Genomic DNA, 22365 nt, shown 5'->3' with positions numbered 1-22365 from the left:
TTCAGAAAATCAGGTAGATCAGCACCAGTACCACGGCAGGAACGCCCAGCAGCCAGGCCAGCAGATATTTACCCATGATTCTTCTCCTCTCGATGTGGTAACGATATGGCTCCATGATGCCGGCGCGCGGCTGCGCCGTCGGTTCGCTGGTGCACGGTATACGAAAGAAACTGCCGCGCTGGCTTCCTGCTTGCCGGGTGGCCTCATCCGGTTGCCTGCATCAATGGACAATTCCCCTGATCCATACGTCTTCTTTCACCAACTGTCACAATTACGCCACCATTTTTCCGTATCTGCGTGGAATAGTTGCCGCGGCTTGCATTTGGAAACCGCTGTGCTAACGTGAGATGGCTTGTGCCCCGCCATCCCATCCCCTTCTCTTCCTCAAGGAGCTCGCCATGAATGGTTTGCGTTGCCTGTTCGGATGTGCATTGCTGGTTTCACTGGCCGCGAGTGCGGCGCCGCAAGTGGATGTGATCGCGAAAGGCCTCAGCAATCCGCGCGGCCTGGCCTTTGCACCGGATGGCGCGCTGTACGTGACCGAGGCGGGCAAGGGCGGCAATGGCGCATGTGCCGTGCTGGGCGACGGGCAAACGGCGTGTTATGGCGAAACGGGCGCCGTGCTGCGCATCGACGTCAGCGGTGTGAAGCAACCCGTGCGGGTGCTGCGCAACCTGCCGTCGCTGGCGCCGGAGGGCGGCTTCGGCGCGAACGGACCGCAGGCCGTGGCGTTTTCCGCGGACGGCGCAGGCAGGGTGGCGATGGGCCTGGGTTCCCGGCAGGCCACCCGCGAAGGACTGGGCCGCTACTCCCACCTGTTCGGGCAGCTGGTCGCGCTGCCGAAAGCAAAGGGCGCGGTACCGTTCGGGCCTGGCGACAAGACGCCGGGTTCCACTGCGCCATTCCCGGGCGCCGCGGCCGATGGCAAGGCAGCGGTCGACCTTGCCGCCTACGAGGACCAGCACGATCCGGCCGGCGACGGTTCCGACAGCAACCCGGTCGGCCTGCTGGCACTGCCCGGGCAGTGGCTGGCCGTGGATGCCGGCGCCAATGCCCTGTTCCGCTTCGGCAGCGACCGGCAGATATCGACGCTCGCCACGTTCGCCCCGCGCGACGTGCCCGCGCCGCCGTTCCTCGGCCTGCCGCCGGGTGCCACGATCCCGATGCAGGCCGTGCCCACCTCGGTGGCCCAGGGGCCGGACGGTGCGCTGTACGTGGGCCAGCTGACCGGCTTTCCGTTCCCGGCCGGCGCCGCCAATGTGTACCGCGTGCCCGTCGAAGGCGGCGAGCCGGAGGTCCATGCCAGCGGCCTGACGAACATCACCGGCGTGGCCTTCGATGCCGCCGGCCGGCTGTACGTGCTGCAGATCGGCGACGGCTTCGCCGGTCCCGGCGGGCCGCCGCTGCTGTCGCCGGGCCGGCTGATCCGCGTGGAAGCGGACGGCACCCGCACCGTCATCTACGAGAACCTGTACTACCCTTACGGGCTGGCGATCGGGCCGGACGGCGCGGCCTACGTGACCAACAACGGCATCGTGCCGGGCCCGGTGCCGGGGGCGTTTCCCGATGGCGGGCAGGTGCTGCGGATTTCGCTCGACTGACCGAAGCCGGGCCCGGCCAGTACAGCGGTCCGGCGCGGAACGCTGTACTGGCGTGACTGCCGATACAACATTGATGGTCTGGCAAGGGGCTGATATCCTGAAGGATCCCCCTTTGAACGGAGCCAGTCATGAATGAAGCCGTCAGCGTTCCCCATATCGTTCCGCTGAACGAGATCCTCCCCGACGAACCCCTGCTGATGATGGGCGCCGGCCCGGTGCCGATCCCGCAAAGCGTGGCGTCGGCGAACTCGATCGTCATCAACCACCTGGGCGAGACGATGAACCGGGTGATTGCCCAGGTCAAGGAGATGGGCCGCTACGTGTTCCAGACCAATTCGCGCTACGTGCTCGGCGTCGGCGGCCCGGGGTCCGCGGCGATGGAAATGGCGGTGGCGAACCTGGTGCATCCGGGCGACAAGGTGCTGTGCATCTGCAACGGCTACTTCAGCCGCCGCCTGGCCGAAATGGTCGCCCGCGTCAGGGGCGAGGCCACGCTGCTCGAAGTGAATGCCAACGAAGGCGTCAGTGTGGAAGCCGTCGAGCGGGAGCTGCGCAGCAAGCGCTATGACGCGGTCACGCTGGTGCAGGGGGAAACGTCGAACACGGTCTGCAACGGCAACCTGGCCGCCATCGGCCACCTGGCCCGCGAGCATGGCGCCCTCGTCATCGTCGACGCGGTCTGCACGCTCAGCACGATGCCGCTGGAAATGGACAACTGGCAGATCGACGCCGTCATCACCGGCGGCCAGAAAGGCCTGTCGTCGATCCCGGGCGTGTCGCTGCTGGCGTTTTCCGAACGGGCATGGGCGAAGAAGATCGCCACGCGCACCGAGCTGCCGTTCCACTGGGTGCTGGATGCGGGCCTGGCGGACAAGTTCTGGAACCAGAAGTCGTATCACTACACGGCCCCGGTATCCGGCATCCTCGCCCTGCACGAAGCGTTGCGGCTGATCTGCGGGGAGACGCTGCCGAAGCGTTTCGAGCGCCACCTGCATTGCTCGGAGGCGCTGCAGGCGGGCATCGAAGGCATGGGCCTGCAATTGCTGGTGGCCAGGGAACACCGGCTCAACTCGGTCGTCGGCATCGTGGTGCCGGACAGCGTGGCAGCGCCGGACGTGCTGGCGCACATGTCGCGCGTGCACCGCGTGGAAATTTCCGGTGCGTTCGGCCTGAACATCGTGCGCATCGGCCAGATGGGCGAGCAAAGCCGCGAACACCATCTGTTCCGCACGCTGCACGCACTGGGATCGAGCATGAAAGCGCTGGGTGCCAGTCTCGACCTGCCGGCCGGCATGGCTGAGCTGGAGCGTTCGCTGTCGCATTGAGCGCGGGGGCAGCCGCCCTTGCCAGGGGCGGCATCAGGCTCCTTGCCACGGGGACATCAGTCCCCTTTAAGTTTTTGCCCCCATTAAGCCTTATGATTGACCCATCGACATCAGCGAGGACGATGGGAAGTGACGTCACTGTACAAATTCGCCGCAGCCAGCCTGCTGCTTGCCTTCCTGCCCCTGGCGCAGGCCGCCGGCCCCGTCGTCGTGACCGATCACGTGCGCAGCGAACTGCTCGTGCATGCGCCGGACGGCGTGCAGCCCGGCAAGACGCTGTGGCTGGGCCTGGCCATCGACCACCAGCCGCACTGGCACACCTACTGGAAGAACCCCGGCGATTCCGGCCTCGCCACCACGCTGGCCTGGAAGCTGCCTGCCGGATTCAAGGCGGGTGACATCGCCTGGCCCACGCCGAAGAAACTGCCGCTCGGCCCGCTGACCAACTACGGTTACGAAAACAAGGTGTTGCTGCCGGTACCGGTGCAGGTGCCGGCCGGCTTCTCCGGCGGTGAACTGAAGATCGGCCTGCATGCCGAATGGCTGGTCTGCAAGGAGATCTGCCTGCCCGAATCGGGCGATTTCGAACTGAGCGTTCCCGCCAACGCAACGGTTGCAAGCCACGGCGCCCTGTTCGATGCCACGCGTGCCGCCACGCCGGCCGCGCTGGAAGGTACCAGCGCCACCGCGCGCGTGGAGGGCAACGCGCTGGCGATCGACGTGCGCGGCCTGCCGGCGGCGCCGCCGGGCGAGTTGCAGTATTTTGCCGAAGACATCGGCGTCATCGATTACGCCGCCAAGGTCGAGCAGCAGTGGGCGGATGGCACCTTGCGCCTGAAAGTGCCGCTGTCGCCGCAACGCAGCGAAAGCCCGGCGGTATTGAACGCCGTCCTGGTGGCGCCGGGGCAGCCGGCCGGCTGGACCTTGTCGATTCCCGTCGAAGGGCCATGGCCGGCGCTCGGCAGTGCCACTCTGGCGCCGGCCGCGGCGTCCGTTCCTGCCGCGCCAATCGCGCCCGTTGTCCCTGCGGCCGCGGACACGTCGTTCATGCTGTCGCTGCTGTTCGCCTTCCTCGGCGGTGCCCTGCTGAACCTGATGCCGTGCGTATTTCCCGTACTGTCGCTGAAGATCTTCAGCCTGGTGCAGCACCGGGAAGAGCGGGCAAAAGCGGTGGCCGGCGGCGTCGCCTACACGGCCGGCGTGGTGCTGTCGTTCGTTGCGCTGGCGGGGCTGCTGCTGGCGCTGCGTGCCGGCGGGGCCGAGCTGGGCTGGGGCTTCCAGTTGCAGTCGCCGCTGTTCGTTGCGGGGCTGGCGGCGCTGTTTACGCTGATCGGCCTGAACCTGGCCGGCGTGTTCGAGTTCGGCGGCGTGCTGCCCGGCGCGCTGGCCGGTTACCGGGCAAGGAATCCGCTGGTCGACGATGCCCTCAGCGGTGCGCTGGCCGTGGCCGTCGCATCGCCGTGCACCGCGCCGTTCATGGGCGCCGCGCTGGGCGTGGCATTGACGGAACCGGCGCCGCAGGCACTGGCCATCTTCGCCGTGCTCGGGCTCGGCATGGCCGCGCCCTACCTGGCCGTGGCGCTGGTGCCGGCGCTGGGCCGGCTGCTGCCCCGCCCTGGCGCATGGATGGTGCGCTTCAAGGTGCTGATGGCCTTCCCGATGTTTGCCACCGTCGTGTGGCTGCTGTGGGTGCTGGGCCAGCAGACCAGCATCGACGCGATGGCCGGCGTGGCCGGCGTGCTCGTCGCGCTGGCGTTCGCCTGCTGGGCGTTCGCCACGCCGGCGCAGTCGCGCCGCGCGCGCGCTGCCTTCGCGGCGGCGGGTCTGGTGGTGCTGGCCGGGGCGGTGCACCTCGCATGGCCGCTGCTGAAGGCGGAACCGGCGCAGGCGCAGGCAGCCGCTTCGGAGCAGTGGGCGCCGTGGTCAGTGGAGGCAGTCGGCCAGGCACGCGCCGCCGGCAAGCCCGTGTTCATCGATTTCACGGCCGCCTGGTGCATCACCTGCCAGTTCAACAAGCGCACCGTGCTGAGCGATGCGCAATTGCTGAAGGATTTCGGCGCGAAGGACGTGGTGCTGCTGCGCGCCGACTGGACACGCCGCGACCCCGCCATTACGCAGCAACTGGCGCAACTGGGGCGCAGCGGCGTGCCCGTGTATGTGTTGTTTGGACCGAACGACAGCCAGCCGCCGCAAGTGCTGTCCGAGGTGCTGACCGTGGAGCAGGTGCGGACGGCCCTGGGCAAGATCTGACCTGCGTTTTGATGTGATCGACCTGAACGAGGAAAACTCCGATGAAGAAGATGACGACAGCAGCACTCCTGGTCGCCGGCCTGGTGGCCAGCGGCCTTGCCGCGGCGCAGGCCACCGTCGGCCAGGCGGCGCCCGCCTTTGCCGGCGTCGATACGGCCGGCAAGCCGGTCTCGCTGGACAGCTACAAGGGCAAGTACGTGGTGCTGGAATGGGTCAATCCCGATTGCCCGTTCGTGAAGAAGCACTATGACAGCGGCAACATGCCGGCCACGCAGAAGCACGCGGCATCGAAGGATGTGGTGTGGCTGTCGGTCAGCACGAGCGGCGACGCGACGAAGGATCCGAAGGTGGCCAGCTCGCTGAACAGCTGGACGAAGGAAAAGAAAGCCACGCCGACCGCGCTGGTGCTCGACGACGGCAAGATCGGCCATGCCTACGGCGCCAGGACCACTCCGCACATGTACCTGATCGACCCGGCCGGCAAGATCGTCTACGCCGGCGCCATCGACAGCAAGCCCAGCTCCAACGCCGCCGACATCGCCAGCTCCACCAACTATGTGATCCAGGCCATCGACGAGGTCAAAGCCGGCAAGGCCGTCAGCAAGCCGGTCACGCAGCCGTATGGCTGCTCGGTGAAGTACGCCAGCTGAGTTTTTTCCCGCTGAGTCCGTTTCCCGGCACACGGGCTCAGCCATTGCGTCAAGGGCAAAAACTGGCATCCCACCCCAAGCTCGTGCATAATACCGACCTGTCCTATATCTTATATAAGACTTGATTGAAGGCAAGCCTGCCTGCCCCGTCTTCCGGCATAGCGAAACAGCGATCATCCGGACCCCTGCCCCGGGGCGACTGGGTTATGATTTGGCGCTGTCCGTAGCGCCGCCGGTGCGTCTCGGTGATGAAGGATGTTGCGTTGACGCGCGACCAGGCAGGCGATTTTCAGTATCAGGAACCCCACGAATTCCGAGGAATATGCGCATGAGCAATGATCCGACCATTATCTACACGTTGACCGACGAGGCGCCGCTGCTGGCGACCCACGCATTCCTGCCGGTCGTCAGGACTTTCACCAAGCCCGCCGGCATCCGCGTCGACGAGGCCGATATTTCCGTGGCCGCGCGTATTCTCGCGAACTTCCCGGAATACCTGACCGAAGAGCAGCGCGTGCCCGACGTGCTTTCCGAGCTGGGCAAGAAAACCCTGGAGCCGGACGCCAACATCATCAAGCTGCCGAACATCAGCGCCTCCGTGGCGCAGCTGCAGGCGGCCATCAAGGAACTGCAGGGCAAGGGCTACAAGCTGCCCGACTACCCGTCCGATCCGAAGACCGACGAAGAAAAGGCGCTGAAGGCCCGCTACGGCAAGTGCATCGGCTCCGCCGTGAACCCGGTGCTGCGCGAAGGTAACTCCGACCGCCGCGCGCCGCGCGCCGTGAAGGAATACGCGCGCAAGAACCCGCACTCGATGGCCGAGTGGTCGCAGGCATCGCGCACCCACGTGTCGCACATGACGCACGGCGACTTCTACCACGGCGAAAAGTCGATGACGCTGGACCGCGCCCGCGACGTCAAGATGGAACTGATCACCAAGTCCGGCCAGACCATCGTGCTGAAGCCGAAGGTCGCGCTGCAGGAAGGCGAGATCATCGATTCGATGTTCATGAGCCGCAAGGCCCTGCTGGACTTCTACGAAAAGCAGATCGAGGATGCCAAGAACACCGGCGTGATGTTCTCGCTGCACGTGAAAGCCACGATGATGAAGGTGTCGCACCCGATCGTGTTCGGCCATTGCGTACGCATGTTCTACAAGGAAGCGTTCGAGAAGCACGGCGCGCTGTTCGACAGCCTGGGCATCAACGTCAACAACGGCATGGCCGACCTGTACAACAAGATCGCCACGCTGCCGGCCTCGCAGCGCGAAGAAGTCGAGCGCGACCTGCACGCCTGCCAGGAAAACCGCCCGGCGCTGGCCATGGTCGACTCGGCCAAGGGCATCACCAACTTCCACTCGCCGAACGACGTGATCGTCGATGCATCGATGCCGGCAATGATCCGCGCCGGCGGCAAGATGTACGGCGCCGACGGCCGCCTGAAGGAAGTCAAGGCCGTGATCCCGGAATCGACCTTCGCCCGCATCTACCAGGAGATCATCAACTTCTGCAAATGGCATGGCGCCTTCGATCCGCGCACGATGGGCACGGTGCCCAACGTGGGCCTGATGGCCCAGCAGGCCGAGGAATACGGTTCGCACGACAAGACGTTCGAAGTGCCGGAAGCCGGCGTGGCGAACATCACCGACCTGGCCACCGGCGAAGTGCTGCTGACCCAGAACGTCGAGCAGGGCGACATCTGGCGCATGTGCCAGGTGAAGGATGCGCCGATCCGCGACTGGGTCAAGCTGGCCGTCACCCGCGCGCGCAATTCCGGCATGCCGGCCGTGTTCTGGCTGGATCCGTACCGTCCGCACGAAAATGAACTGATCAAGAAGGTCACCACGTACCTGAAGGATCACGACACCAGCGGCCTGCACATCGAAATCATGTCGCAGGTGCGCGCGATGCGCTACACGCTGGAACGCGTGATCCGCGGCCTGGACACGATCTCCGTCACCGGCAACATCCTGCGCGACTACCTGACCGACCTGTTCCCGATCATGGAACTGGGCACGTCGGCGAAGATGCTGTCGATCGTGCCGCTGATGGCCGGCGGCGGCATGTACGAAACGGGCGCCGGCGGTTCGGCACCGAAGCACGTGCAGCAGCTGACCGAGGAAAACCACCTGCGCTGGGATTCGCTGGGCGAGTTCCTGGCACTGGCGGTGAGCCTGGAAGACCTGGGTATCAAGACCGGCAGCCCCCAGGCGAAACTGCTGGCCAAGACGCTGGACGCGGCCACCGGCAAGCTGCTGGACAACCGCAAGTCGCCGTCGCCGAAGACCGGTGAGCTGGACAACCGCGGCTCGCAGTTCTACCTGTCGCTGTACTGGGCACAGGAACTGGCTGCGCAAACGGAAGACGCGGAACTGGCCGCCAAGTTCGCACCGCTGGCCAAGTCGCTGGCCGAGAACGAGCAGAAGATCGTCACCGAACTGCTGGAAGTGCAGGGCAAGCCGGCCGACATCGGCGGCTACTACCAGCCGGACAGCGCCAAGGTGAAAGCCGTGATGCGCCCGAGCGCCACGTTCAACGCGGCACTGGAAACGCTGAACGCCTGATAGCCTTCATCTGGAAGTGAAAACGGCCGGTTGCGCGAGCAGCCGGCCGTTTTTTATGAGTCCTCCGAAAAAATAGGGACGAACCCCAAAAATAGGGACGGACCCTGTTTCTGAGGAAATTTCCTTAAAAACAGGCGTTCCTGCGTTCCGGTCCGTCCCTGATTTTTCAGCTGTATTTTTTCGAGCGCCACCGCGCCAGTCCCAGCACGCCCAGCCCGCCCAGCAGCAGCATGCCGGTGGCCGGTTCCGGTACCGGGCTGACGCCGACGGCCACGTCGGTCATGCCCGGCAGGTAGCCGTCGCCCAGCGTGTCGATCCGGAAGCCGGTGATGTACTCGCCTGCGCCCGTTGCCTGGAAGCCCTGGAACGTCAGCCCGCTCACGCCGTCCGCCAGCTCGACGTCATTGAAGGTGTACGTAGCCTGGTTGGTGGCGATCGTGATGTCGACCGGCCCCCCGGAGACCGCGGCATCGAAGCCGAACAGCGTGTAGCCGGCCGCGATGGTGCCTGTCAGGCCCGTGAAGTAATCGTTCGAGATCAGCGTGCGCAGCGAGCCGATGCCGAAGTCGGTCCCGGCGCCTACGGTGAGGTTCTCGTCGGATGTGTAGGTCACGTCGCCACGCGTGAATGGATTGCCGGGAAAGTTGAAGCCGGCACCGAAGTCGTCGAAATTGCTGTTGTAGGCAATCGTGCCGAGCGCATTGAACGCGTCGCGCTCGGCGACGAACACGACGTCCGCGGAAGCCGTGGTCGTGGCGGCGGCCAGCAGCGCGGCAGCTGCCAGGTGAACCAGTCTGGTATTCATGAATGCAATCCTCCTCGGTTATTTGCGTACCAGCGACCATTGCTGGCTGGCGCCGCCGTGCAGCGGGTATTGCAGCACCGGCGCGTTGTTTGCCGTGCTGCCGCCGCTCACCTCGGCCATCAGGCCATTGATCTTGTTCTGGATCGTGTGGTTGCCGTTGGCCGCATCGGCGAAACGCCACTTCTGGCCATCTCCGCCCCAGTAGGACCATTGCGCCACCTTGGCGCCGGGCGACATCGACACTTCCCAGTCGTCCATGGCCAGCAGGCTGTTCTCGTTGATCACGCTGTAGTCGCCATTGCCGTGGCCGACCACGTACCAGTGCTGGTTTTTCTGGCCTTCGAAGGTCTTCTGCTGCACCATCGCGCCCGGCTGGGTGGCGCGCAGCGATGCCCTGTCCGCCACCGTCATCGCCTTGCCGCTCGCGCCGTTAAGGAAGGCGTAGCGGCCGTCGCTGACGCCGTCGCAGCCATCGGTGAAGCTGTCGAAATCGCGCGTCAGGACCGGCCAGTCGATATCGGTGCCGCGCGTCGCGTACTCCATCTTCATGATCTGCAGCTTGGCAAAGCCGTTGTCGGCCGTGTCGTAGTAATGCGTGGAGACGAAGTTGCAGCCGCCCTGCTTCAGCACGCCGATATGGCCCGGTCCCTTGTGCCGGCCATCGACGTTCTGCAGGATCGTGCGCGGCTCCGAGTAAGGGCCGTCCACGCTGGTGGCGCGCTGCACTTCCACGTAGTACGTGCTGTCGCTGCCGCGGCAGCAGGAACCGCGGTTCGTGAACAGGTAGTAGTAGTCGCCGTTGCGCGTGATGTACGGCGCCTCGATGTCGCGCCGGGCATTGGTGCCGCCGGCGATCTTGGTCACGTAGTTGGCCAGCTTGCCGCTGGCCTGGTCGATCTCGGCCACGCCGATGCCGCCGAAGAAGGAACCGAAGCTCATGAAGACGCGGCCGTCATGGTCGCGGAACAGCGCCGGGTCGATCGCGTTGATCTCGGCATTGCCGCGGCCGAACGATTGCACCACGATGCCGAGGTCCGTCCACACGGGATTCTTCAGCGACGGGCTGCGCGCCACGCCGATCGCCGAATTGGTGGTGCCCCACTGGGATACCGAGTAATAGATGTAGTACGCGCCGTTCATCTGGATCACGTCCGGCGCCCAGTACGACGAACCGGTGGCCTTGAAGTTGGGGATCTTCTGCTCCACCCAGGCCGGATTCGTGGCGAACACCGGGGCCGGTCCGCCCTGCCAGTTCTGCAGGTCGGTCGAGGTCGAATACCAGATGCCGGTACCCGTCGTGAAGTTGAAGTACGTGTCGCCGTCCTTCGTGATCGTGCCCGGGTCGTGCGCGTTCTGCAGGCCGGCCAGCTCGATGGCTCCGGCCGATGCGGCACCGCATGCGAGCAGTACGCCCGCCACCATTTTTTTCAGCATTGTCATCTCCGTGTCGTTATTACAGTCGTTGTGAATCGGGTCGAAAGCGGGTGGGGCGGGCGCACGAAAGCCTTCGCCGCCGCGGGGCGAAGCGGCGGGATTTGCGGGCCTGTTCGGGCGTCCGGCGTCGGGCGGAGGTATTCAGCCCGGCATCGTCACCGGGTCATGGGAAAAGACGTGGCGCAGCGCGGCGGCTACGCAATGGGCGATGCGGTGCATGGGAATCTCCGATGTTTTATTGTGTCTGCCGCCTTGGTGGCGGTGCATTATTGAAAACATCGTACTCACATCGCCAGGGGTGCACCAATGACTAATTTACAAGTGCCGATATTCGTTTGGATATCGGCACCGGGCAGCGCTACACTGATCCGGCGAACTCCTGACAACGCGAGGTAACCACGACATGGCAATCCGGCTCATCATCGAAGGAACCGTCCAGGGCGTCGGCTTTCGCCACGCGCTGGCCACCGAGGCAACGGCGCTGGGGCTCGACGGCTGGGTATGCAACCGGCGCGACGGCACGGTGGAGGCCTGCCTGCGCGGCCCGCAAGACCAGGTGGAAGCGCTGGCGGCATGGTCGCGGCATGGCCCTCCCGGCGCGCGCGTGACCGGTATCACGCGCAGCGATGCCGACGATGGGGAAATCGCCGGCACGGGTTTCCAGATTGCCGCCACCCGCTAGTCCCGGTCCGTGACCGCCCTGTCCTGCGCGCCCGACGCGGCGCGCCGGATCACGATCGGGATCGATTTGTACGATGGCGTGCCGCTGCGCTCGTCGAAGTTCGACAGGGCGACCAGGCCGTTCGCTTCCGGGTAATACGCCGCCGCCGAGCCGCGCGCGATGTCGAATGCCACCGCCACCAGGTTGCGCAGGATGCGCGGCTCGCCCGGGTGGTCGCACTCCGCCACCGCCTCGATATCGACCATGTCGCCGTGTTCCAGGCCGCGCGCGGCCAGGTCGTCCTCGTGCACGAAGACCACGTCGCGCCGGCCCGTCACGCCCCGGTAGCGGTCGTTCTTGCCATAGATCGTGGTGTTGTACTGGTCGTGGCTGCGGATCGTGGCCAGCACCAGCGGATCGCCTTCACCCGGCCGGGCCAGCGGGCGCTGGCGCTTGCTGTCGAACACCAGGAAGTTGGCCTTGCCGGTGGCCGTGCGCCATTCGCGCCGCATGGCCGGGCTTTCGAGGCGGAAGCCGCGCGGCTGGGCCACGCGCTCGTTGTAGTTGTCGAAATCGGGGAACACCGCTTCGATCTTGTCGCGGATGCGGCTGTAGTCGGCGATCAGCCCGTCCCAGTCGACCTTCGACCGTGGCAGCGTGGCCTTGGCGATGCCGGCCACGATGGCCGGTTCGGAGCGCAGGTGTTCCGAGGCCGGCGGCAGCGAGCCGTGCGACGAGTGCACCATCGACATCGAATCCTCGACCGTGACCGCCTGCGGGCCGGTGGCCTGCACGTCGCGCTCGGTGCGGCCCAGGCACGGCAGGATGAATGTGTTCTTGCCGACCAGCAGGTGCGAACGGTTCAGCTTCGTGGCGATGTTTACCGTCAGGTCGAGGCCGCGCACCGCATCGAAGCAGGCTTCCGGATCGGGCATCGCCACCGGCAGGTTGCCGCCGAGGCAGATCAGGGCCTTCGACCGGCCATCGCGCATCGCCTCCAGCGCCGCCACCGCGCCGTGGCCGTGCTTGCGCGGCGCCGTGATGCCGAACACCCGCTCCAGCGAGTCCAGGAAGCCCTGGCTGGGGATCTCGGTGATGCCCACCGTGCGGTCGCCCTGCACGTTCGAATGGCCGCGCAGCGGGCAGATGCCGGCGCCTTCCCGGCCGATATGCCCACCCAGCAGCAGCAGGTTGGCCAGCTGCTGCACGTTCGACGTGCCGTGCCGGTGCTGCGTGATGCCCATGCCGTAGCAGATGATGACCCGTTTCGCTTTCGCATACACGCCGGCCGCGGTTTCGATATCGGCACGCGGCAGGCCGGAGACCTGCTCGATCTCGTCCCACGACGTGTCGTCGAGGTCCGCCACCAGCGTCTCGAAGCCACTGGTATGGTCGCGGATGAATTCCCGGTCCAGCAGGCTTTCGCCCCCGGCGGCCATTTGCGCGGCGTCCATCGCCAGCAGCGCTTTCATCATGCCCTTCAGGACCGCGCAGTCGCCGCCGATGCGTACCTGGTAGTAGTGCGAGGCGATCGGCACGGCTTTGCCGACCGTCATCTCGACCGGGCTTTGCGGCGACTTGAAGCGTTCCAGGCTGCGTTCCTTCAGCGGATTGAACACCACGATCGGCGCGTGCCGCAGTGCCGCGGCACGCAGCGTGGCCAGCATGCGCGGGTGGTTCGTCCCGGGGTTGTGGCCGAACGAGAAGATCGCGTCGCAATGGTCGAAATCCTCCAGCGACACGGTGCCCTTGCCCACGCCGATCGATTCGGGCAAGCCCACGCTGGTGGCCTCGTGGCACATGTTCGAACAGTCGGGGAAGTTGTTGGTGCCGTACTCGCGCGCGAACAGCTGGTACAGGAACGCGGCTTCGTTCGATGCGCGGCCCGAGGCATAGAACTCGGCCATGTCCGGGTCGGGCAAATTGCGCAGCACCGCGCCGATGCGGGCGAAGGCATCGTCCCACGAGATCGGCACGTAATGATCGGTGGCGGGGTCGTACACCATCGGGTGTGTCAGCCGCCCTTCGAATTCCAGGTTGAAATCGTCGCGCTGCCACAGTTCGCTCACGCTGTGCTGCGCAAAGAACTCGGGCGTGACGCGCTTGTTGGTGGCTTCCCACGACACGGCCTTGGCGCCGTTCTCGCAGAACTCGAACGACGAGCCGTGGCGCGGATCGGGCCACGCGCAGCCGGGGCAATCGAACCCTGTCGGCTGGTTCACCTGCAGCATGATCGCCGTGCTGTGGGCGGTCATTTCGCCCCTCAGTGCCTTCGCTACCGCCTGCAGCGCACCCCAGCCGCCGGCCGGTCCGCCGTATTCGCCGATCCCCGGAACATCCTTCCTGCCCATAACGCCTCCTGAAAGCTTGACATGTCAGTGGCGGATAATTTTAGGGGGATCGGCGAGAAGGGGAAATTCAATACCGGAAGGTAATCATCTACCGCTCATCTTCTCCTGCCGGCGCAACGTGTACAGCGCCGGCAGGATCAGCAAGGTCAGCGCCGTCGACGACAGGATGCCCCCGATCACCACCGTGGCCAGGGGCCGCTGCACCTCGGCCCCCGTGCTGGTGGCCAGCGCCATCGGCAGGAAGCCCAGCGAGGCGACGAGTGCCGTCATCAGCACCGCCCGCAGCCGGCCCTGCGCGCCCTCGCGGATCGCCTGCTCCGGCGTATGGCCCTGTTCCCGCAGCGTGCGCACGAACGACAGCATGACAAGGCCGTTCAGCACCGCCACGCCGGACAGCGCGATAAAGCCGACCGCCGCCGAGATCGACAGCGGCATGCCGCGCAGCCACAGCGCCAGCACGCCGCCCGTCATCGCGAACGGGATGCCGGTAAAGACGAGCAGGCCGTCGCGCAGGCTGTTGAACATCAGGTACAGCAGCGCGAAGACGATCGCCAGCGCCAGCGGCACCACGATGGCCAGCCGCTGCGACGCCTTTTCCAGGTTCTCGAACTGCCCGCCCAGGGTCAGCCAGGTGCCGGCCGGCAGTTTCACGCTCTTCAGCTCACCCTTCAGGTCCGCCACGAACGAGCCAAGGTCGCGGCCGCGCACATTGGCCGTGACGACCACGCGGCGCTTGCCGTTCTCGCGGCTGATCTGGTTCGCTTCCGGCACGAACGCCAGCGTGGCGATTTCCGACAGCGGGATGCTGGTCGAATGCCCATCCCTGGCCGGCAGCGCGATCGGCAATTGCCGCAGCGTGTCGACGTCGTTGCGCAGTCCTTCCGGCAGGCGCACCGTGATGGCGAAGCGGCGGTCGCCCTCGAACACCAGGCCCACATCTCGGCCGCCGACCAGCGTGCCGAAGGCTTCCTGCACATCCGCCACGTTCAGGCCATAGCGCGCGGCCTTAATGCGGTCGACCTGCAGCGTCAATGCCGGCAAGCCTTCGGTCTGCTCGACTTTTACTTCGGCCGCGCCGGGCACCTTCTGCAGGCGCTGCGCCACCTGCCGGGCCGCGGCCTGCATCGCTTCCGGATCGTCGCCGAACACCTTCACGGCCACGTCGCTGCGCACGCCGGAAATGAGCTCGTTGAAGCGCAGCTGGATCGGCTGCGAAAACTCGTAGTTGTTGCCGGGAATCCGGTTGGCCGCCGCCGTGATCGCCGCTACCAGCTCGGCATGCGACTTGCGCGGCTGCGGCCATTCTTTCTCGGGGCGCAGCATGATGTAGCTGTCCGCCGCGTTCGGCGGCATCGGATCGGTCGCCACTTCGGAGGTGCCGATACGGGCGAACATGCGCTCGATCTCCGGGAACTGCTGCAGCAGCGCCTGTTCCAGCCGCTGCTGCATGCGCACCGACTGCTGCAGGCTGGTGCCGGGAATGCGCATCGTCAGCACGGCAAGGTCGCCCTCGTCCAGGTTCGGTGCGAATTCCGTTCCCAGGCGCGTGGCCAGCAAACCCGACAGCAGCACGGCCAGCACGGCGAACGTCAAGGCCACCGGGCGGTTGCGCAGCACCCAGTCGAGCGCCGGCGCATACAGCTTGCCAGCCTTGAGCATGATGCGGCTGTCGCGTTCGGCCACCGGCTTTGTCACGAACAACGCCACGGCGGCCGGCACGAACGTTACCGACAGCACCATCGCCGCCACCAGCGCCATCACCACCGTCACGGCCATCGGGTGAAACATGCGCCCTTCGATGCCGGTCAGCGCGAAGATCGGCAGGTACACGGTCATGATGATCAGCTGGCCGAACAGCAGCGGGCGGCGCGCCTCGGCGGCGGCGGCCGCCACTTCGGCGAAGCGTTCCTGGCGTGTCAGCGGCCGGCCCGCCGCGCCCTGCGCATGGGCCAGCCGGCGGATGCAGTTCTCCACGATCACTACCGCGCCATCGATGATGATGCCGAAGTCCAGCGCGCCAAGGCTCATCAGGTTGGCGCTGACGCCCGCCTGCACCATGCCGGTAAACACCAGCAGCATCGTCAGCGGGATCACCATGGCCGTGATCAGTGCCGCGCGCAGGTTGCCGAGGAAGACGAACAGGATCGCAATCACCAGCAGCGCGCCTTCGGCCAGGTTGTTGCGCACCGTGCCGATCGCCTTGTTGACGAGCACCGAGCGGTCGTACACGGGCAAGGCCTGCACGCCGGCCGGCAGCGAGCGGTTGATGTCTTCCAGCCGGTGGCGTGCGGCATCGGCCACGCTGCGGCTGTTCTCGCCGATCAGCATGAACACCGCGCCCAGCACCACTTCCCGGCCGTTCTCGGTGGCGGCGCCGGTGCGCAGCTCGCGGCCCAGTTCCACGTCGGCGACGTCGCGCACGCGCACCGGCGCGCCCTGCACCACGTCGAGCACGATGTTGCGGATTTCTTCCAGCGTGCGCAGCTGGCCCGGCGTGCGCACCACGAACTGTTCGCCGCCCCGCTCGATGTAGCCGGCGCCGGCGTTGCCGTTGTTGCGCTCGAGCGCCGTCATCAGCTGCGGAAGGCCCAGGCCGTGCGCGGCCAGCCGGTCCATGTCGGGCGCCACCTGGAATTCCTTCTCGTAGCCGCCGATGGTATTGACTTCGGTAACACCCGGCACGCCGCGCAGTTGCGGCGCCACCACCCAGTCCTGGATCTCGCGCAGGTCGGTCGGCGTGTACGGTGTGCCGTCCGGCTTGCGGGCGCCATCCTTGGCTTCCACCGTCCAGTAGAAGATCTCGCCGAGTCCCGTGGCGATCGGCCCCAGCGACGGTTCCACCCCTGGCGGCAACCCCGAACGGGCCTGCTGCAGCCGTTCATTGACGAGCTGGCGGGCGAAATAGATGTCGGTGCCGTCGCGGAACACCACCGTCACCTGCGACAGGCCGTATTTCGACAGCGACCGGGTCTGCTCCAGTCCCGGCAAGCCGTTCATCACGGTCTCGATCGGGAACGTGATGCGCTGCTCCACTTCCAGCGGCGAATAGCCGTGCGCCGGCGCGTTGATCTGCACCTGCACGTTGGTGATGTCCGGCACCGCGTCGATCGGCAGCTTCTGGTAGCTGTACAGCCCCAGCGCGGCCAGGCACAGCACCGTGCACATGACGAGCCAGCGCCGCGCGATGACCGCGGCAATCAGTTTTTCATACATGGCGGCCCCTTAGTGATCGTGCTCGGCTTCGGCCTTGCCCAGGTCGGCCTTCAGCAGGAAGCTGCCGGCCGCCGCATGGCGCGTGCCGGCGGCCAGGCCCTTGACGATTTCCGTGCGCCGGCCATCCGAGCGCCCGATGGTGACGGTGCGCGCTTCGAAGCCGCCCGGCGTGCGCACGAACACCACGCTGCGTTCGTGGATGGTCTGCACCGCATCGGCAGCCACGGTCACGGCGGCATCGCCCTTCGGCCCGAGCAGGTCGACGGTGGCCAGCATGCCGGGCCGCAGCCGCAGGCCGGGATTCGGCAGCGTGACGCGGGCGGTCGCCATGCGCGTGGCTTCGCCCAGCACCGGGCCGACGAACGACACCGTGCCTTGCACCGCTTCGGCCAGCGCGGTGGCGGTGATGGTGGCCGGCATGCCGGTTTCCACTTGCGCCAGGCTGCCGGACGGCACCGCCGCCTCGATCCATACCCGGCCCAGGTCCGCAATGGTCAGCAGCGGCTGCGTGCCGTCCGATGCCATGCCGGCCACGGCGGGCCGGTCGGTCACCACGCCGGACAAGGGTGCGCGGACGGTGACAGTGGCACCGCCCGTCGCGGCAATGCCGAACGCGGCCAGGCGCTGGCGCGCCGCATCGGCCTGCACCCGCGCCTCGCCCAGCGCGGCCTGCGCAATGTCCAGATCCTGCCGCGCCGAGATGCGTTCGTCCCACAATCTGCGCTCGCGTTCGGCCACCGTGCGGGCCAGTTGCAGGCGCTGCGCGGCGGCGGCGGCTTCCGCGCGCCACTGCGCCACGTCCGGGCTTTGCAGCGTCACCAGGCTGTCGCCCTTGCGCACCACGCTGCCGGGCGATACGTGCACCGTCTGCACCATGCCGCGCGCCGGTGCCGCGATGGCGACGGTACGCTCCGCATCGGCCCGCACCTGCGCCGGCAGGTGCAGCGTTTCGCGAAGGGCGGCCGCCTGCGCGGCATCGATGGCGATGCCGTTGGCCTTGATTTGCGCGTCGGTCATCGCGATCGCATCGGTCGCGGCGGCCGGCGGGGCGTTCTCGGCGTGGCGGTCGTCGTGGCCATGCGAATCCTCGTGTTCCTCGTGCTTGCCATGCTGTTCCTGCCGTTCATGGTCGTCATGGCCGTCATGCCCGTGCGGGTCGCCAGCGGCCGGTTGGCGCCACAGCATCAGGGCGGCCAGCAGGGCGGCGGCCACGCACATCAGCGCGATCGCCAGCTTCTGTTTTTTCGTCATGTTCGTCTCTTCAATCGGGTTGGGCGGGGCCGGCCAGGCGTTCGATGTCGGCGTGGGCGCGCCACGCGTCGAGCATGGCCTGCCACTGGCGGGCGCGGGCCTGGAAATACGTGCGCTGGGCATCGAGCACGTCGAGGTAGGCGAACTTGCCGTACTCGAAGCCCTTCAGGGTCAGTTCGTGCACGGAACGGGCTTCCGGCACCACGTCGTGCGCCAGCAGCATGGCTTCGGCGCGTGCCTGGCCATAGCGCAGGTGGGCAGCCACGAGGCCGGTGCGCGCCGCCAGTTCGGCCGCCTCCAGTTCGGCCCGCGCGCCGTCCGACCGGGCGATGGCCGCGGCCAGGTTGCCGCCGTTGCGGTCGAACAGCGGCAGCGGGATGGCCAGCCCGAACACGGCCTGGCGGTGTGCCAGCTGGTCGTCGCGCTGCCTGCCGATGGTGAGTGTGACGTCCGGTACGCGCGCCGCGCGTTCCGCGTCCGCCTGCGCCTGCCGGTACGTCAACTGCTGGCGTGCACGGCGTACGGACAGCGCACCGGCCGCACGCTGCAGCAGTACCGGCAGCGGTTCGACCGGCGGCAGCGCGTCGACCGTGCCGCCGGCCAGCGTGCGCGCATCGAGCGGTTCTCCGACCAGGCCGCCAAGGTCGTTGCGGGCAATCGCCAGGTCCGCCGTTGCGCGGTCGAGCTCCGCGCGGGCATCGGCCTGCGCCACCCGCGCCTTGCTGGCTTCTACCGGTGAGACCTTGCCGGCGGCGACCCGGCCATCGACGGCTTTCAGGCTCGTGCCGGCCAGTGCCACCGTGGCCTGGGCAAGCTGCACGCGCTCCTGCGCGATCAGCGTGGTGTAGAAGGCATCGACGACGTCGGCACGCAATGCCTGCCCGCGCAGCGCGTGGTCGCTGGTGGCAAGCGCGAGCGCGCCTTGCGCAACGGCGATGCGGGCCTTTCTCTTGCCGCCCAGTTCGAGCGGCTGGTTGACCTGCACGGTCGTGGTCCTGGCGCCGGCGCGGTGGCCTTCGCGCAGCCAGGCCAGCTCGGGATTGGGCAGGCGGCCGGCCTGCTCGACGGCCGCCGCGCTGGCGCTGGCCTCGTGCGCCGCGGCCCGCAGGGAAGGATGACGCTCGGCGGCCAGCGCGATGGCGGCCGGCAGGTCGAGCGGAATGGCCGTGGCCGGCTCCTGCGCCGCGGCAATGCCGCAGGCGAGGGCCAGCATCACGGCCGGGACGAATCGTCGTCCGGACTGGATGAACATGGATGCTCCTGATGTTTGGATCGGATCAGGCGTGCCGAATGCCTGCGCTACTGGATGGCGGCGGCAGGCTGCCACTGCGGCCGTTCGGGGCGGCCGGGGCTGTGCGACGCCAGCCGGTGGCTGGTGTCGGAGAAGGCGGGCACGGAATCGTGCATGGCGGGGAACAGGGTGATGGACGGCGGAAAACTGATCGTATGCACGAACACGCAGGCCGCGCAATGCGGATCGCTGGCGCTGCCGTGGTCGTCCGCCGCGGCAGCGAGCGGTTGGGCCGTGGGCTGCGTTGCCGCCGCATGGTGCGTCACGCCTTGCGGTGTCGTCAGGCAGCAGCGGTCCGCCATCGCCAGGGCGGCCTGGAACGGGTAGATCAGCAGCAGCATGATGAGGATCCAGCGGCGCATGCGGGGTCGGCAACGAGTGGCCGGTTGACGGTATCGTCCGGAAGTATAGTCTATGATGCCCGTCATCGCCCATCCGCCGACAGGAGCCGCCGCATGATCGCGCCACCCCGTGTTTTCCTGCATTACCTGGAACGCCTGGACAAGCTGCTGCAACGCATTGCCGACACCGACCCGGCCGTTGCCGCCAACCGGCTGCAGCCCGACATGGCGCCGCTGCTGCAGCAGGCGCGCATTGCCATCGGCTTCACGCTGCGCGTCAGCTGCCCGCTGGCCGGCCGCGAAATTGCCTCGTTCGAAGGCGACGATTTCACGCTGGAAGGCGTGCGCGGCGAGCTGGCGCGCACGGCTGCCTACCTGGCCGCGCTGCCCGCCGGATCATTCGCTGATCTTCCCGCACGGCAGGTGGACACGGTGGCCGGTTTCGCGGCACTGCAGTTCACCGGACCGGACTACTTCCTGCTGTACGGCCTGCCCAACTTCTTTTTCCACTACAGCATGGTGTACGCGATTGCGCGGCAGGCCGGCGTGCCAGTGGGGAAAAGCGATTTCGACGGCTTCCACGCCTATCCTGCGGGATTTTCCTTCCCGGCATAAAGCAGGCGGCGGCGCGGCAGCAGCAACCATGCCGCGGCGCCCGTGCACAGCCAGCCGAACCAGTCGCCGGTACGCGCATACAGCGTGTCGACACGCTCGACGGGCACGTCCGCCAGCAGGATCGTGCCGGGCAGCGCTGCCGACCCGGTTTCGGCGATGACGCGGCCGTAGGCATCGGTGACCGTCAGCAGGCCGTCCCGCGCGACGCGCACCATGGAGAAACCGCTTTCGACGCCGCGCAGCGCGGACAGCCGCGCCGCATAATGCCCATCGAGCTTGAAATCCCAGGCCGGGACCAGCATCGCCCGGGCCTGGCGCTGGCCGTATGCGCGGCCCATGCCGGCAAAGTGCATGTCCTTGCAGATCGCCAGGCCGTAAGGCGTGCCGCCGATGCTGCGCACGTCGTACTCCGCGCCGGGCAGGAACTCGCGCTCGGGCGGTGCCATGTGATGCTTGGCGTAGCTTGCGTCGAGCTTGCCGTCGGGCGCGAACAGCCAGGCCAGGTTGCGCTTGCGGCCCGCCTCGTCGGTACCGATGCCCACGGCCAGCCACACGCGGTTGCGGGCCGCCAGCGCGGACAGCCAGGCAGACAGCCGGGCGGCTTCATCCGGCGGCACGACCGCGATTTTTTCCGGCAGCACCACGATGCGGGCACCCTGGGCAGCCAGCGTATCCACGTGGCGCTCGTACTGCGACCAGATGCGCCCGGCATGCGCCGCCGGCACGCGCGGGCCGATGAAGTCGTCGATCGCGGCCAGGCCGATGCGTTCCTTTCCCGCCGGCGCCGTGGCCGGAATGCGGGTGTAGCCAAAGGCAAAGAGGATGGCCGTGAGCGCGAGCGTGCAGCCAAGCACCGTGCCCATGGCAGGCCAGCCGCGCGTTGCCGCGAACGCAATCGCCGACGGTACCAGCGATACCGCGAACACCAGCCCGGCCATGCCCGTCACCGACACGATCTGCACGGCCGGCGCGAAGTCCGCCTGCGAATATGCCAGGCTGCTCCAGTTGCCGTCCGGGTGCAGGGCGGCCAGCAGCGTGTCCACGGCGCACCACAGCAGCGGGTAGGCCAGTACCGACCAGGGCGAAGCGGTGCGCAGCATCACGCGCCGCGCCAGCAGGATCACCAGCACCCATGCCAGCGCCAGCAGCACGGTCACCAGCACGGCGGCCGGCACGGGCATCAGCAGCGAGAAATAGGCAAACGAGCCGGTGGTGGCGATCAATCCTGCCAGCAGCGTGAGCAGGCCCGCGGCGGCGGTACCGCTGCGCAATGCGGCGACCAGCAACGGTGCGGGGGCGATCCAGGCCAGCCACCATACCGGCTCCAGGCCGAACGCCAGCCGCATGGCGAAGCCGCCGGCCAGTGCCAGCGCGGCATTGACGATGGTTTGCTGCGCGAGGCTGCTGGAATCCTTGCTGAAAGCGCCGCTGGTATCGACGGGCATGGCTGCTCCACGAATTGACGTGAGCGCTAACCTATCATGGCCGGACCGGACGGTAAATCAGGGCATGCGCGCGAAGGCAAGGAACAGCCATGCCACGGTGATGACGACCATGCCCGTCACCGTCACGCACGACCAGGTGAAGAACCAGGCCGACAGCAACGTGGCCTGCACCACCTTTTCAAACAGGATGCCCAGGCAGAAATCGAACGCCGCCAGCACGGACCAGCGGCGCAGGTAGACCGGCAGGTAGCGGCTCATGCGCTGGTTGTGCTGGCGCGCGGCATGGCGCTCGAACAGGTCGCGCGCCGCGTTCACGTCGCGGAACAGCCAGTCGAAAAACAGGAAGCGGTACAGGAGCTGGCCGAACGTGAGCTCCGGCTTGCCCGGCTCGGCAGCTGGCGGTGGCTGGAGTTCGCTCGTCATGATCGGCGGCCCAAGTAGGTGTGGAGGCGATGGGTGGAGGCGGCGGATGGATATACGCGGCAGTGACCATACTATGTCGAATCCGGCTGCAATATCAATTGCCGCGCCAATCGTGCTCGCGGCGCACGCCTGCCTTGTAACTTTCA

General features: G+C 67.1%; 16 protein-coding genes. 7 read left to right on the top strand and 9 right to left on the bottom strand.

Annotated elements, in window-relative coordinates:
• The first annotated feature begins 467 nt into the window (after positions 1-467).
• The 5 genes from ACY34H_RS00335 (at position 468) to ACY34H_RS00315 (ending at position 8389) form a co-directional block, all read left to right on the top strand.
• Positions 468-1601, top strand: coding sequence for a ScyD/ScyE family protein (locus tag ACY34H_RS00335; protein WP_464975772.1), 1134 nt, complete (start codon positions 468-470; stop codon positions 1599-1601).
• Positions 1602-1729: 128 nt separating this feature from the next.
• The gene (locus ACY34H_RS00330) at positions 1730-2926 is read left to right on the top strand and encodes a pyridoxal-phosphate-dependent aminotransferase family protein (protein WP_464975497.1); all 1197 of its coding nucleotides are present in this window, start codon (positions 1730-1732) and stop codon (positions 2924-2926) included.
• Between the two features lie 129 nt (positions 2927-3055).
• Positions 3056-5176 (top strand): protein-disulfide reductase DsbD family protein, encoded by a 2121-nt coding sequence (locus tag ACY34H_RS00325; protein ID WP_464975496.1) that lies wholly within the window; start codon positions 3056-3058, stop codon positions 5174-5176.
• Positions 5177-5217: 41 nt separating this feature from the next.
• A complete protein-coding gene (locus tag ACY34H_RS00320) occupies positions 5218-5826 on the top strand; it encodes a redoxin domain-containing protein (protein WP_464975495.1) in 609 nt (202 codons plus the stop codon).
• Positions 5827-6154: 328 nt separating this feature from the next.
• Positions 6155-8389 carry an NADP-dependent isocitrate dehydrogenase gene (locus ACY34H_RS00315; protein WP_464975494.1) on the top strand — a complete coding sequence of 745 codons (2235 nt, stop codon included), beginning with the start codon at positions 6155-6157 and terminating at the stop codon, positions 8387-8389.
• A 166-nt stretch (positions 8390-8555) separates the two neighbouring features.
• On the opposite strand, the gene ACY34H_RS00310 is transcribed toward ACY34H_RS00315, so the two are convergent.
• Both ACY34H_RS00310 and ACY34H_RS00305 read right to left on the bottom strand, forming a co-directional pair.
• Positions 8556-9194: a PEP-CTERM sorting domain-containing protein gene (locus tag ACY34H_RS00310; protein WP_464975493.1), complete on the bottom strand. Its 639-nt coding sequence runs from the start codon at positions 9192-9194 to the stop codon at positions 8556-8558.
• Positions 9195-9212: 18 nt separating this feature from the next.
• Entirely contained in the window at positions 9213-10628 is a 1416-nt protein-coding gene (locus ACY34H_RS00305) for a family 43 glycosylhydrolase (protein WP_464975492.1), read from the bottom strand.
• A 403-nt stretch (positions 10629-11031) separates the two neighbouring features.
• On the opposite strand from ACY34H_RS00305, the gene ACY34H_RS00300 reads away from it, so the two are divergent.
• Positions 11032-11310: an acylphosphatase gene (locus ACY34H_RS00300; RefSeq protein WP_464975491.1), complete on the top strand. Its 279-nt coding sequence runs from the start codon at positions 11032-11034 to the stop codon at positions 11308-11310.
• Here the strand turns inward: ACY34H_RS00300 and ACY34H_RS00295 are convergent.
• The 5 genes from ACY34H_RS00295 to ACY34H_RS00275 all read right to left on the bottom strand — a co-directional run bounded on the left by ACY34H_RS00295 (position 11307) and on the right by ACY34H_RS00275 (position 19757).
• A complete protein-coding gene (locus ACY34H_RS00295) occupies positions 11307-13640 on the bottom strand; it encodes an FdhF/YdeP family oxidoreductase (protein ID WP_464975490.1) in 2334 nt (777 codons plus the stop codon). The genes ACY34H_RS00300 and ACY34H_RS00295 overlap by 4 nt on opposite strands.
• Positions 13641-13724: 84 nt before the next feature.
• A complete protein-coding gene (locus tag ACY34H_RS00290) occupies positions 13725-16853 on the bottom strand; it encodes an efflux RND transporter permease subunit (protein ID WP_464975489.1) in 3129 nt (1042 codons plus the stop codon).
• A gap of 9 nt (positions 16854-16862) precedes the next feature.
• The gene (locus tag ACY34H_RS00285; protein ID WP_464975488.1) at positions 16863-18104 is read right to left on the bottom strand and encodes an efflux RND transporter periplasmic adaptor subunit; all 1242 of its coding nucleotides are present in this window, start codon (positions 18102-18104) and stop codon (positions 16863-16865) included.
• Between the two features lie 10 nt (positions 18105-18114).
• Positions 18115-19356 carry a TolC family protein gene (locus tag ACY34H_RS00280; protein ID WP_464975487.1) on the bottom strand — a complete coding sequence of 414 codons (1242 nt, stop codon included), beginning with the start codon at positions 19354-19356 and terminating at the stop codon, positions 18115-18117.
• A 47-nt stretch (positions 19357-19403) separates the two neighbouring features.
• Entirely contained in the window at positions 19404-19757 is a 354-nt protein-coding gene (locus ACY34H_RS00275; protein WP_464975486.1) for a hypothetical protein, read from the bottom strand.
• A 93-nt stretch (positions 19758-19850) separates the two neighbouring features.
• On the opposite strand from ACY34H_RS00275, the gene ACY34H_RS00270 reads away from it, so the two are divergent.
• Positions 19851-20351 carry a DUF1993 family protein gene (locus ACY34H_RS00270; RefSeq protein WP_464975485.1) on the top strand — a complete coding sequence of 167 codons (501 nt, stop codon included), beginning with the start codon at positions 19851-19853 and terminating at the stop codon, positions 20349-20351.
• Here the strand turns inward: ACY34H_RS00270 and ACY34H_RS00265 are convergent.
• Both ACY34H_RS00265 and ACY34H_RS00260 read right to left on the bottom strand, forming a co-directional pair.
• Positions 20321-21796: a nitrilase-related carbon-nitrogen hydrolase gene (locus tag ACY34H_RS00265; protein ID WP_464975484.1), complete on the bottom strand. Its 1476-nt coding sequence runs from the start codon at positions 21794-21796 to the stop codon at positions 20321-20323. The genes ACY34H_RS00270 and ACY34H_RS00265 overlap by 31 nt on opposite strands.
• Before the next feature lie 57 nt (positions 21797-21853).
• A complete protein-coding gene (locus ACY34H_RS00260) occupies positions 21854-22219 on the bottom strand; it encodes a hypothetical protein (RefSeq protein ID WP_464975483.1) in 366 nt (121 codons plus the stop codon).
• Positions 22220-22365: the final 146 nt, after the last annotated feature.

It is taken from the genome of Pseudoduganella sp. jia 9, assembly GCF_055502615.1.
Note: the sequence above shows the minus strand (reverse complement) of the source record. Positions and strands in the feature narration are given on the sequence as shown.